General features: G+C 59.8%; 10 protein-coding genes. 2 read left to right on the top strand and 8 right to left on the bottom strand.

The annotated features are described in order from the left end of the window. Positions 1-54: 54 nt before the first annotated feature. The 7 genes from VCA57_RS04820 to pedF form a co-directional block, all read right to left on the bottom strand. The gene (locus VCA57_RS04820) at positions 55-1,575 is read right to left on the bottom strand and encodes an aldehyde dehydrogenase family protein (RefSeq protein ID WP_411183830.1); all 1,521 of its coding nucleotides are present in this window, start codon (positions 1,573-1,575) and stop codon (positions 55-57) included. A gap of 459 nt (positions 1,576-2,034) precedes the next feature. After that, on the bottom strand, positions 2,035-3,810 hold the full coding sequence (locus VCA57_RS04815; protein ID WP_411183829.1) for a methanol/ethanol family PQQ-dependent dehydrogenase: 1,776 nt from the start codon (positions 3,808-3,810) through the stop codon (positions 2,035-2,037). Between the two features lie 302 nt (positions 3,811-4,112). Beyond that, positions 4,113-5,039, bottom strand: coding sequence for a quinoprotein relay system zinc metallohydrolase 1 (locus tag VCA57_RS04810; protein WP_411183828.1), 927 nt, complete (start codon positions 5,037-5,039; stop codon positions 4,113-4,115). A 72-nt stretch (positions 5,040-5,111) separates the two neighbouring features. Next, entirely contained in the window at positions 5,112-5,429 is a 318-nt protein-coding gene (locus tag VCA57_RS04805) for an EthD family reductase (RefSeq protein ID WP_411183827.1), read from the bottom strand. 19 nt (positions 5,430-5,448) lie between these two features. Then, positions 5,449-6,198: a quinoprotein dehydrogenase-associated SoxYZ-like carrier gene (locus VCA57_RS04800; RefSeq protein WP_411183926.1), complete on the bottom strand. Its 750-nt coding sequence runs from the start codon at positions 6,196-6,198 to the stop codon at positions 5,449-5,451. 83 nt (positions 6,199-6,281) lie between these two features. Next, on the bottom strand, positions 6,282-7,178 hold the full coding sequence (locus VCA57_RS04795; RefSeq protein WP_411183826.1) for a substrate-binding periplasmic protein: 897 nt from the start codon (positions 7,176-7,178) through the stop codon (positions 6,282-6,284). 5 nt (positions 7,179-7,183) lie between these two features. Continuing rightward, positions 7,184-7,603 (bottom strand): cytochrome c-550 PedF, encoded by a 420-nt coding sequence (gene pedF, locus VCA57_RS04790; RefSeq protein WP_411183825.1) that lies wholly within the window; start codon positions 7,601-7,603, stop codon positions 7,184-7,186. A gap of 310 nt (positions 7,604-7,913) precedes the next feature. Here pedF and exaA point away from each other — a divergent pair, with 310 nt between their 5' ends. Next, positions 7,914-9,785, top strand: a complete 1,872-nt coding sequence (gene exaA, locus VCA57_RS04785) for a quinoprotein ethanol dehydrogenase (RefSeq protein ID WP_411183824.1) — start codon at positions 7,914-7,916, stop codon at positions 9,783-9,785. Positions 9,786-9,908: 123 nt separating this feature from the next. After that, positions 9,909-10,562, top strand: coding sequence for a pentapeptide repeat-containing protein (locus VCA57_RS04780; protein ID WP_411183823.1), 654 nt, complete (start codon positions 9,909-9,911; stop codon positions 10,560-10,562). Positions 10,563-10,626: 64 nt separating this feature from the next. Here the strand turns inward: VCA57_RS04780 and VCA57_RS04775 are convergent, their stop codons facing one another. Further along, positions 10,627-12,201, bottom strand: a complete 1,575-nt coding sequence (locus tag VCA57_RS04775; protein WP_411183925.1) for an MFS transporter — start codon at positions 12,199-12,201, stop codon at positions 10,627-10,629. Positions 12,202-12,389 lie beyond the last annotated feature (188 nt).

Here is a 12,389-nt window from a genome sequence, read left to right as displayed (position 1 = left end):
CTACTGGCGGCGTTCACTGGGAAAGTGAACGCCGCCAGAACAGCAGCGCTGACCTTAGAAGAAGCCCAGTGGGTTGATGTCATAACTGATCAGCAGGTTCTTGGTCTGCTGATAGTGATCGAGCATCATCTTGTGGGTTTCGCGGCCAACACCGGACTTTTTGTAGCCACCGAATGCGGCGTGCGCAGGGTACAGGTGGTAGCAGTTGGTCCACACGCGACCCGCCTTGATGGCGCGCCCCATGCGATAGGCGCGGTTGATATCACGCGTCCACAGGCCGGCACCGAGGCCGAACTCAGTATCGTTGGCAATCGCCAGAGCTTCGGCTTCGTCCTTGAAGGTGGTGATACCCACCACCGGGCCAAAGATCTCTTCCTGGAACACGCGCATCTTGTTGTTGCCCTTGAGCAGGGTCGGCTGGATGTAATAACCGCTGGCCAGATCGCCTTCCAGGCGCTCGGCAGCACCGCCGGTGAGCAACTCGGCACCTTCTTGCTGGGCGATTTCCAGGTAGCTGAGGATCTTGTCGTATTGCTGCTCGGAAGCCTGAGCACCCACCATGGTTTCGGTGTCCAGCGGGTTACCGCGCTTGATCACCTTGATCTTCTTCATCACCTCGACCATGAACGCGTCGTAGATGGATTCCTGCACCAGCGCACGCGATGGGCAGGTGCACACTTCGCCTTGGTTGAAGAATGCCAACACCAGGCCTTCGGCGGCTTTCTCGATAAACGCCGGTTCAGCATTCATGATGTCTTCGAAGAAGATGTTCGGTGATTTGCCGCCCAGCTCTACGGTGCTCGGAATGATGTTTTCAGCGGCGCACTTGAGGATGTGCGAACCCACCGGCGTGGAGCCGGTGAAGGCGATCTTGGCGATACGCTTGCTGGTCGCCAGAGCCTCGCCCGCTTCGCGGCCAAAACCTTGCACCACGTTGAGCACGCCTGGCGGCAGCAAGTCGCCGATAATTTCCATCAGCACGGTGATCGACAGCGGCGTCTGCTCGGCGGGCTTGAGCACGATGCAGTTACCAGCGGCGAGTGCCGGGGCGAGCTTCCAGGCCGCCATCAGCAGCGGGAAGTTCCACGGAATAATCTGCCCGACCACACCCAGCGGCTCGTGGAAGTGATAAGCAGCGGTGTGTTCGTCAATTTCGGCGGCGCTGCCTTCCTGCGCGCGGATGCAGCCGGCGTAGTAGCGGAAGTGGTCAGCGGCCAGGGGCACGTCAGCGTTGAGGGTTTCGCGCACGGCCTTGCCGTTGTCCCAGGTTTCGGCCACGGCCAGCAGTTCGAGGTTGGCTTCGATACGGTCAGCGATTTTCAGCAGCACCATCGCGCGATTCTGCACGCTGGTTTTACCCCAGGCATCGGCGGCGGCATGGGCGGCGTCCAGCGCCAGGTCGATATCGGCAGCATCGGAACGCGGAAACTCGCCAATCACCGAGGCATCGACCGGACTGGTGTTGGTGAAATAAGTACCGTTGCGCGGCGCGACGAATTCGCCACCGATAAAGTTGCCGTAGCGCGGTTTGAGATTGATCACTGCGCCTGGGGTACCGGGTTTGGCATAAAGCATGGTATTGACCTCTCTTATTGGCGGAGCCTGCCCCCTGGAAGGTGGTGCAGGTCATGGTTCGATCTTAGGAAGCCATCAGCGCGACCGGTATGCGCCCATGGCACAAAACCTCTCGTCATTTGGTAGTAGAGCCGCAAGCCGCTAGCCAGAGCCTTACTATGCTCCGATCCAGGGCAACTGACGACGAAACTCACGCCTCGTCGGCATTTACCCAGCGTAGCAGCACTGCTGTTACGCCAACTGGCGCAACCTCTTCCAGTAAGCATTGGCCGCCAAACCGGCAAAAGGTTCGCCCTAAAGCAGATTGCGGTGCGCCCCTTTGATTGCAAAGCATGTCGGCGGATACCACAGCAGCCGAGGCGCGATTCAGGTCGCCTCGACCGGGCTACAAACTCAATTGCCCCGCCAGAAATGCCAATGGCCGGTCTAGACCGGCCATCGTTGCACGCTATGCGCCAATCAATGTTTGGCGACCAGCTCCTTGGGCAATTTGAAGGTCCAGAGCATGCCGCCCTGGTTGAAGTTTTTCACCCGCTTGGCCACTTCGCCGCCCCACAGCGGCACCGCGCCGCCCCAGCCTGAAAGCACCGAGACATACTGCTCGCCGTCCATTTCCCAGGTCACAGGCGAACCGAGTACGCCGGAGCCCGTCTGGAACTCCCAGACTTTCTCACCAGTCTTGGCGTTAAAGGCCTGCAGGAAGCCCTCAGGATTACCGGTGAACACCAGGTTGCCCTTGGTGGTCATCACCCCGCCCCACAGCGGCGCATAGTTCTTCTGCCGCCAAACTTCCTTGCCGGTCTTCGGATCTATCGCACGCAGCACGCCAATGTAGTCTTCGTTAAGCGGCTTGATGGTGAACCCGGCGCCTAGATAAGCCGCGCCCTTCTTGTAGGCAATGTCTTCGTTCCAGATGTCCATGCCCCACTCGTTGGAGGGCACATAGAACAGCCCGGTGTCCTGGCTGTAGGCCATCGGCATCCAGTTTTTCGCACCGAGGAAGGCCGGCGCGGAAAACACGCTCGTGCCTTTCGCGGCAGCGCTTGGCGAACCTGGGCGGTTGCTGTCGTCGTAGATCGGCCGACCGTTTTTATCCAGACCTTTGGCCCAGGTGATCTTGTCAACAAACGGGAAGCCACGGATGAACTTGCCGTTAGTGCGGTCAAGTACGTAGAAGAAGCCGTTGCGGTCAGCGGTGGCAGCGGCCTTGATGGTTTTACCGCCTTCCTGATAGTTGAAGGAGATCAGCTCGTTGACCCCGTCAAAGTCCCAGCCGTCATGGGGCGTGGTCTGGAAGTGCCAGGTGATGCTGCCGTCGTCCGGGTTCAACGCCAGACGCGAAGACGAGAATAGGTTGTCGCCAGGGCGCAGGTGCGAGTTCCACGGTGCCGGGTTACCGGTACCGAACAGCAGCAGGTTGGTTTCCGGGTCGTAGTAGCCGCCCAGCCAGGGCGCGGCACCGCCAGTTTTCCACAGATCGCCCGGCCAGGTTTTGCCCGCCTCGCCGCCGCTGATACCGTTCTCAATGGCCTTGCCGTCTTTGTAGACATAGCCCATGTGGCCTTCTACGGTTGGCCGGGTCCACAGTAGGTCGCCGTTTTTCGGGTCGTAAGCTTCGATCTTGCCGACCACGCCGAACTCGCCACCGGAAACCCCGGTAATCAGCTTGCCGTTGACCACCAACGGTGCGGCGGTGATCGAGTAACCCGCCTTGTGGTCCGCCACATTCTTGCGCCACACCACTTTGCCGGTGTCTTTATTCAGGGCCACCAGCTTGGCGTCCAGGGTGCCGAAGATCACCAGGTCGCCATACAGCGCCACACCACGGTTGATCACGTCACAGCAAGGACGAATGTCATCCGGCAGGCGGGCATCGTACTGCCACAGTTCTTTGCCGGTGCGGGCGTCCACGGCAAATACCCGCGAGTAGGAGGCGGTCACGTACATCACGCCGTCCTTGATCATCGGCTGCGCTTGTTGGCCGCGTTGTTTTTCGCCACCGAAGGACAAGGCCCAGACCGGGCGCAGGTCTTTGATGTTGTCCGTATTCAGGGTGGTCAAGGTGCTGTAGCGCTGGCCTTGCAAGCCCATGCCGTTGGTGACGATTTCATCCGTGGTGTTCACATCGTTAAGAATCTCCTCATCAGTGACCGCCCAGGCTGGGGCGGTGGCCAGCAGCATTGCGCTACACAAGGCACTGAAGACGAAGGATTGACGAAGACCGGAGTGTTTCATTGCGGCTACCTCTGCGGGCTGGTTTTTGTCGTCGGGAAAATTTCCCGGTTCTGCCGCCGATTCTTGGCTGCATGGCCACGCCCAACAATTGCCCGCTATGCCGATTTAGCTAGTTCCTTGGTAGCAATACCGCCACACACACCAGCGTGTTTGGCAGCAAGATCTGCGCCCGAGCCGGGGCAAATTTCCTGCCCGGCGCAGATCGCTGGCATAAGCAAACCGCGCCGGCGCATAAGGGTATGGCAGGAAAAACCTGGTGGGGATCTGCCGCTGTAATCGGCAGAGAACGACGGGCCAGCGCTTTACTGATCGACGCGCTGCATGGCGGCCCGTTCGTAGCGCGGATAGAGGTGGCTGACGCTGCGGATCAGCTCGTAGCGGCTCAGGCTGACGCGGGCAAAACGCTCGGGGATCGGCACGCGGATCAGCTCATTCATATCCGCGCCCTGCTCCGCGCCGTTACGCATCACGCCGTCCAGCCAAGTGAGGTAATCACGCATCTGCGCAAAGGGGCCGGCATCGCTCGCCACGGGGCCGTGGCCAGGCACGATCTGCTGCCAGGGCAACTGCTGCAACTGATCGAGGTCCGCCAGCCAGGTATCCAACCCCGGCGTACCGGGGGTGGTCAGCGCGCGCTGATAGAAGAGCAAATCGCCGGCAAACAACACGCCGGTCTGCTCGTCGAGAATCGCCAGATCCGCGCCGGTGTGGCCACGCAACGCCAGCAGTTGCAATGAGCGCCCGCCTATCTCTAGCTGCCCCGCGTTTAGCTCTTCAGTCGGCAGCACAACCTCGGTTCCACGCATCCAGTCGCCCACCAGGCGGTACATGTTTTCCGCCATGGCATCCCCCTGCTCCGCCAGCAGCGCAGTGGTGCCCGGCAAGGCAGCAATCGGCACATCAATGAAGGCCTGATTGCCCAGCACGTGGTCGGGGTGGTGATGGGTCAGCATGACCTTGAGCAGCGGCTTGTCGGTGACCTTGGCAATCGCCTGGCGCATGGCCTCGCCGTAACGCTTGGAAGGCCCGGTATCAATCACCAGCACGCCCTGATCGCTGACGATAAACCCCGTATTGACGATATTGCCGCCATTGGCCTGGGAGAAGTTGTCTGTACTGCCCTCAAACAACCACACGCCGTCGGCAATCTGCCGGGGCTGCAAGGCATAGTCGAATTCAGCATGCACGCAGGCGCTGGCCAGCGCCGCCAGTAACAGAATCCAGCGCATAAGCACCTCGTGATGAAACGGGCAGCGCCGTACGGCCTGCCCTATTCAAAATATCCAACCGTTGGCAGCGACTCAGGGCGCGAGTTTGACCTCGCTGATCTGCACTACGGGCTGGCTGTCAGTGAAGTTCGGCAAATCGCCCATGATGCGCTCGGCATGCGGGGCAAAACTCTGCTGAAAAACCGCAACACTGTCGAAGTACAAATGGCCCATGGCGATATAGGCAGCCGCCTCACCGGGCGTGGCACTGGCCAGGCCGGCATCCACAGCAATGCCCTTGCAGACGCTACCCAGGCATTCGCGCACGATCGCCATGTGCTGTTCGCAGTAATAGTTCATGTCAAACCGCACGCCGGGCGCATTGGGGTACAGCACACTGACTTTGATCATCGGAAGATCCTTGGGATGGTTAAAGGTCGGCTTTGAACTCATTGCCGTTGTTGTCACGCAACCATAGCTCGGTCTCGACGGCACCCTTTATATCCAGGCTGATGGTCGGATTTTCGCTGACAGCTGGAAACAGTTCGAGGTTAGCCAAGGTGTTGCCCTGACGGTCACGCAGCTGCGCCTGATTGAGAAAAAACTCGGGGATGCCGCCCACCAGACCGTTATCCATCGGATGCGCCACTTGTATTCGCAGGCGATTGGCATCGGCCAGCACATAGCGTTTACCGAGCACTTCGCCCAGGTGATCTTCCCAGCCAGCCTGGGCACGCACCACGCTCGGCGCGGTACAGCCGCCACCAGCGGCTTCAACCTGGGTCGAGCCGATATGCCAGAGACCATCTCGGGTCAGCACCGCAACCCGCAACGGCGTGGCCTGCTCGACACGAATACGAATGGCCAGGCGCGGCAGCACTTGCTCGCCGGGCGAAAAGTCGAAAATCTGCGCAATCGGGTTGAGTTCAGCCCAGGCCAACATGCGCAGCACTTGGCCATCGAACGCACTGGCATCGACCTGAATCGGCACCTGGCGGGAATCCTCGGCAAAGGGCGGTGCGCTGAGTTTTACCCGTTCATCGAAGACAAACGCCTCACCGCCCAGCAGGCGCTGGTGGTAGTAGTCCCACATCACCGAAGTTACCGAGTCACGCTGCGCAGCCCAGCTATGCCAGGGCAAGGCCAACACCGCCAGCAGTAGACATGCACGCCAATTCAGTTCCATCCCACACCTCCCTGCACTGTTTAGGCGCTCATTGCTCGCAGCAGCGCAACTGGCGATAACACGGCAATAGACCAGGGCTACTCAGCCTCCTGGTACAACTCCGGTAGCTCATAGCGCAGGCCGTACTGGGCATAAATGCGCTTGATCTCGCCGGCAAGAATCAACTCTTCGAGCTTTTCTTCCAGCGCGTAGGCCAACTGTCGATTGCTTTCGTGGACTGCCATGCCGATGTCCCAAACCTGCTTGCCCATCTTCGGGTAAGCATTTTCGGCAAGCGCCAGGTGGCTGTCGCCAGCCTGTTTGAGCTGCCAGTCGACCTCACCGCGCAGCGCCATGACCGCATCCACTTCGCCGTGCTTCATCGCCGCGAACGCTTCCTGCGGATTGCGATAGTGATGGGTCATTTTGCTGAGCATGCCGTCGAACACCGACGACAAATAAAACGACGGCACGCTCTCCACCTCAACGCCAATCGGATGCCGCTGGAACACCGCGACACTCGGCACCGCCTCCAAGCGGCGCTGGTCGTATGCCACTTGCCAACGCTCGCGCTGATAAGGCCCGAACATCACCACCAGTTCGTTGACCAGCTCGCCGAACTCGTTGCTCTTGTAGGAGAACTCGCGGTCATAAGGCACCCGCAGCATCACATCAGCCAACTGCTTGGGCCGCAGGTAATGGCCACGCCAGATGTAGTCCCGCAGGTCGTCATCGAGCTTCTCGCCGGGCGGTGCCCAGATCACCTCAAGGGTCAGCCCCAAACCGGCAGCCAACGCCTGGGCGATGTCATAGTCAACGCCTCGCGGCTGACCATCCTGCTGAAAGCTGTAGGGCGGGAAGTCCTCATACAGCGCGACCTTGAGCACGCCAGACTCAACGATTGAGTCATAGCTGCGCACCTGCGCCTGCAGCGCCCCACTGAGCAACAGCAAGAGGCTGCACAGCACCGCCAGCCAGGGCATCCGCCGCAACATGGGCCTTACTCCTCGACAGCCACGCTCTCCAGGTAGCTACGCACAGCCCACAGCGCCTCCTGGCTGAGGTAGTCGGCCATTTTTGGCATATACACCCGGCCATCGCGCACCGCGCCGTTGATCACCCGTTCCTTGAACCACTCATCACCGACACTACCTGTTTCAAGCAGACGCAAATCCGGGGCGATGCCCCCCGACTTGGCTTCCAGGCCATGGCAGGCGGCGCAGTTCTGGTTGTACGCCGAAGAGCCAATCTCAATAGCGCGAGGGTTGCCCCGGTAAGGGTTTTCATCGAGCCACGCTTCGCCCAGCGGCTCCAGCCCGTCAGTCTTTACCGCCTGGGGCACCACATCGCCATGGGCCCAAAGATTGGCGGAAAAGGCCAACAGCAGGAATGCATAACCGGTGTTGTTTTTAATTGTCATGTTCTAGGCCTCATCGAATGCACGCAAAACAGCGCGTATGGCGCTTGCTTGTGAGCATCTTAGAAACAGCGCCGCGCCCACCGAATGCTGCTTTGGTGGCTCGCGCCTAGTCCCTTGGTAGTAGGGCTTGTGGCCGTGTAACAGGTGGCTTTAGCAGCAAGGCTAAGTCATGTGCGGTTTGGGCATTCTTCCCGGTGCAGGCGGGAGTTTTTCCGTTTCGGCGTTATCCGCGTGGCTCCACTATCGGCTCACCAGGTCGCCAACACGGCAGCACCTGCAACACTCCTCACCACGATGGGAAACCACAACCATGACAACAAGACCGTTACCCAGCACGCCGCGCCCCGTGGCACTCGCCATCCACAGTTTGTTACTGGCCAGCAGCCTGGCTTTGAGCGGCAGCGTCCTGGCCAAAAATGTCACCTGGGACGACATCGCCAACGACCACAAAACCACTAACAACGTGCTGCAGTACGGCATGGGCACCAACGCCCAGCGCTGGAGCCCACTGGCCCAAGTCAACGCCGACAACGTATTCAAACTGACCCCCGCCTGGTCGTTCTCCTTCGGCGACGAGAAGCAGCGCGGCCAGGAATCCCAGGCCATCGTTCACGAAGGGGTGATCTACGTCACCGGCTCTTACTCACGGGTATTCGCCCTCGACGCAAAAACCGGCAAACGGCTGTGGACCTACAACCACCGCCTGCCGGACAACATCCGTCCGTGCTGCGATGTGGTTAACCGTGGCGCGGCCATCTACGGCGACAAGATCTACTTTGGCACCCTGGACGCCCGCGTCGTAGCGCTGAACAAAGACACCGGCAAAGTGGTGTGGAACAAGAAGTTCGGCGACCACGCCGTCGGCTACACCATGACTGGCGCGCCAACCCTGATAAAAGACCAGAAGAGCGGCAAAACCCTGCTGATTCACGGCAGCTCCGGTGACGAATTCGGCGTAGTCGGCAAACTGTTTGCCCGCGACCCGGACACCGGCGAAGAAGTCTGGATGCGCCCCTTCGTTGAAGGCCACATGGGCCGCCTGAACGGCCAAGACAGCACCCCGACCGGCGACGTCAAAGCGCCCTCCTGGCCGGATGATCCCAACCACCCAACCGGCAAAAAAGCCGCCTGGAGCCAGGGCGGCGGTGCGCCATGGCAGAGCGCCAGCTTCGATGCCGAAACCAACACCATCATCGTCGGTGCCGGCAACCCCGCGCCCTGGAACGGCTGGGCACGTACCGCCGACGGTGGTGACCCCAAGGACTACGACAGCCTCTACACCTCCGGCCAGGTTGGCGTAGACCCCAGCACCGGCGAAGTGAAGTGGTTCTACCAGCACACCCCCAACGACGCCTGGGACTTCTCCGGCAACAACGAACTGGTGCTGTTCGACTACAAAAACAAAGATGGTAAAACCGTCAAAGCCACGGCTCATGCCGACCGCAACGGTTTCTTCTATGTGGTTGATCGGAGCAACGGCAAACTGCAAAACGCCTTCCCCTTCGTCGACAACATCACCTGGGCCAGCCATATCGACCTTAAAACCGGTCGCCCGGTAGAAAACAAAGGCCAGCGCCCAGCTAAGCCAAAACCAGGCGAAGCCAAGGGTGAAGCCGTAGAAGTGTCGCCACCCTTCCTCGGCGGCAAAAACTGGAACCCCATGGCCTACAGCCAAGACACTGGTCTGTTCTACGTGCCCGCCAACCACTGGAAGGAGGACTACTGGGCCGAAGAAGCCACCTACAAGGCCGGCTCCGCCTACCTGGGCATGGGCTTTCGCATCAAGCGTATGTATGACGACCATGTCGGCATCCTGCGCGCCATGAACCCAACCACCGGTAAGGTCGTCTGGGAACACAAGGAAAAACTGCCACTGTGGGCCGGCGTGCTGGCCACCAAAGGCAACCTGGTGTTTACCGGCACGGGTGATGGTTTCTTCAAAGCCTTCGACGCCAAAACCGGCAAAGAACTGTGGAAGTTCCAGACCGGTACCGGGGTGATCTCCCCGCCCATCACCTGGGAACAAGACGGCGAGCAGTACATCGGCGTAACCACCGGTTACGGCGGCGCAGTGCCGCTGTGGGGCGGCGATATGGCCGAGCTGACCAAACCGGTCGCCCAAGGCGGCTCGTTCTGGGTATTCAAGCTACCAAGCTGGGATAACAAAACCGCCCAACGCTAACCGCTGCACGTATGGCGCACCCCGGTGCGTCATACGCCCTATCGCGCGCGACTAACGCCCCCCCCCTTGTGGCTGCGGCTTTAGCCGCGAGCGCGGCATCAATTACCGCCCCGAGGTACTGCCATGAACTACCTGCCCCTGCTGCTTCCGGTTCTGCTCCTGGTCATCGGCAGCCACGCCCTCGGTGCCGAAGACGACGGCACCCTGGTAATCAACGGCTGCCGCATCGAAGCCGACAGCCAATGCCCCAACGCCAACCTGCAAGGTGCCGACCTGAGCAACCAGGACATGCGCCGCATGAACCTGCAAGGTGCCGACTTACGCGGAGCCAATCTGCGCCACGCCCGCCTCGACCTGGCCAACCTGGAAAAAGCCCAGCTGCAAAACGCCAACCTCACCCGGGCCAGCCTGCAACAAAGCAACCTGCGCTTAGCCAACTTCAGCAACAGCAGCCTGGTATCGATCAACGGCTGGGCACTGTTTGCCCAGGCCGCACAATTCAAAGCAGCCGACATGCGCGGTGCCAACCTGGAATTCGCCCGCCTGTCCGCCGCCAAAATGCACGCCGTCAACCTGCAAGCCGCCAACCTGGAAATGACCTGGCTAAGCAAAGCCGACCTCAAAGGCGCGGACCTTAAAGACGCCAATATGCAGGAAGTAAAACTCTCCGGCGCCAACCTCGCCGACGCCGACCTAAGCGACGCACGCACCCACTACGGCAACTTCCAGGGCGCCAATATGCAAGGCTGCGTGGCATGCCCGCAGGGCTGGGACTAAGCCTTGTTCATGTGCAGCCAGAACGCAGAAATGCCGCGAGGAATGATGACGGTTTAAAACCTCATCATTCATCAGCGATTACCTCGGTCGTTGTGCGATTGGGCAGAAACACCCCGATGAGAACAGCCGCCGCGAGAGAAATAATGCATGAGACGAACATCGCATCGCTGGTGCCGCTCATAAACGCCGCGCGCGCCTGCTCAGCGAACGTTGCGCCTTGTGCGCCCAACACTTCTGCCACCGAGAGTGCGGCGGCCAACGACAACTCAGCAGTGGTGCGCAGCGCATCAGGCAGGTTGACGCTGGCCTCGGCAATCTTGCTCGCGTAGCCAGAGGAGATCATCGACCCCAGCACCGCAATACCTAGCGCGCCGCCCAATTCACGGGTTGTATCATTGATCGCAGAGCCCATACCCGAACGGTTTTTCGGAACGGCAGCCATCATCATGTTGGTCGCTGGAGTCATCACCAGGGCCATGCCCACAACGACAGCGCCCATCCCCGCCAGAAAGTGCCAATACTGCACGTCAACCGGCCACTGAGACATAAAGAGGAAGCCCGCAGAAATAAGGAGCAGCCCTGGAGCTACCGTCCATTTAGTACCAACACGATCAACGATCTTGGGGACCATCGGGCTGAGAATCATCATCGGCAGCATGACGGGAAAGAAGGCGATAGCAGACTTGAACGCGCCATAGCCCATCACCAGTTGGAAGATTTGGCTCATCCCGTAGAACGCGCCCATCATGGCGAAGAAAGTCAGCGTCACGGCGAGCGCCGACAAACCGAAGGCAGAATGCCGAAACAGGCGAATGTCGAGCAGTGGGCTAGACGAGCGCAGCTGCTGCCACACAAACCCGATCAAGGCCAACGTGCCCAGCACAAGCCCTGTCGCTACCCGAGTGTCGGCCACACCCACCGATGGAATCTCGGTGATTGCGTAAATGATGCCACCGAGGGCCACGGTGATCAGCACACCGCCAATCCAGTCCACAGGACTCTTGAGTTCATCCCGCGTTTCGGGGACCAGCACATGGTTGAACACCACGGCAAAGGTGGCGAGGATCACGCCAAAGATAAAGGTCGAATGCCAGCTAAAGAACTCAAGAAGCGCGCCGGTGATGATCGACCCCAACATCATTCCGACACCCGAGACGGCCGCCCAAATGGCGATAGCCCGTGCACGCTCAGCTACGGGGAACACAAGATTAACGATCGACAGCGTTGTCGGCATGACAAAGGCACCGCCGATGCCCATAACCAGCCGAGCCACAATAAGCTCGGTGCCGTTGTCGGCAAGAAATGCCGCGTACAGGGAAGCACAAGCAAAGACGATCAAACCGATCTGCATCGCCATCTTGCGGCCATAGCGATCGGCAATGGCACTCGCCACAAACAACAAGGCCGCGAAGATCAGCGTGTAGGCCTCAATTGCCCAGGTCATCTGCAACTGCGTCAAATCGAGGTCTAGGGCGAGGTCTGGCAATGCCAGGTTGAGACTCATGTTGGCGATCATCACCGTCATGAGAGAAACACATAACACAGCGAGAATGCGCCATCGTCGGGCGAAGGTTTGCGCGCAAATGCCTTCCGCGAGGGCCTCTTCCGGAGTTACTCGCACAACGGGTGTATTGGCCACAGTGGTCTTCTCTTGATACTTGGGAAATTTGCATATGGATGGCGGGACTAAGGAAACTCTGAAAAAGACTTCCTGATTTTGGCAAAATACCCAGACTCCACCCGCCGAGTTTTCCGATGAAGCAGATGACCTTCGCCGACGCCGAGTACGCCGGTAAGCGCAAGCAGACCCGCAAAGAGTTGTTCCTG

Origin of the sequence: Pseudomonas sp. (assembly GCF_046581935.1) — a bacterium.
Taxonomy (GTDB): Bacteria; Pseudomonadota; Gammaproteobacteria; order Pseudomonadales; family Pseudomonadaceae; genus Aquipseudomonas.
Note: the sequence above shows the minus strand (reverse complement) of the source record. Positions and strands in the feature narration are given on the sequence as shown.

Coding starts and splice junctions, on each gene's coding strand:
- VCA57_RS04820 (WP_411183830.1), bottom strand. CDS start 1,575: ATGCTTTATGCCAAACCCGGTACCCCAGGCGCAGTGATCAATCTCAAA.
- VCA57_RS04815 (WP_411183829.1), bottom strand. CDS start 3,810: ATGAAACACTCCGGTCTTCGTCAATCCTTCGTCTTCAGTGCCTTGTGT.
- VCA57_RS04810 (WP_411183828.1), bottom strand. CDS start 5,039: ATGCGCTGGATTCTGTTACTGGCGGCGCTGGCCAGCGCCTGCGTGCAT.
- VCA57_RS04805 (WP_411183827.1), bottom strand. CDS start 5,429: ATGATCAAAGTCAGTGTGCTGTACCCCAATGCGCCCGGCGTGCGGTTT.
- VCA57_RS04795 (WP_411183826.1), bottom strand. CDS start 7,178: ATGTTGCGGCGGATGCCCTGGCTGGCGGTGCTGTGCAGCCTCTTGCTG.
- pedF (WP_411183825.1), bottom strand. CDS start 7,603: ATGACAATTAAAAACAACACCGGTTATGCATTCCTGCTGTTGGCCTTT.
- exaA (WP_411183824.1), top strand. CDS start 7,914: ATGACAACAAGACCGTTACCCAGCACGCCGCGCCCCGTGGCACTCGCC.
- VCA57_RS04780 (WP_411183823.1), top strand. CDS start 9,909: ATGAACTACCTGCCCCTGCTGCTTCCGGTTCTGCTCCTGGTCATCGGC.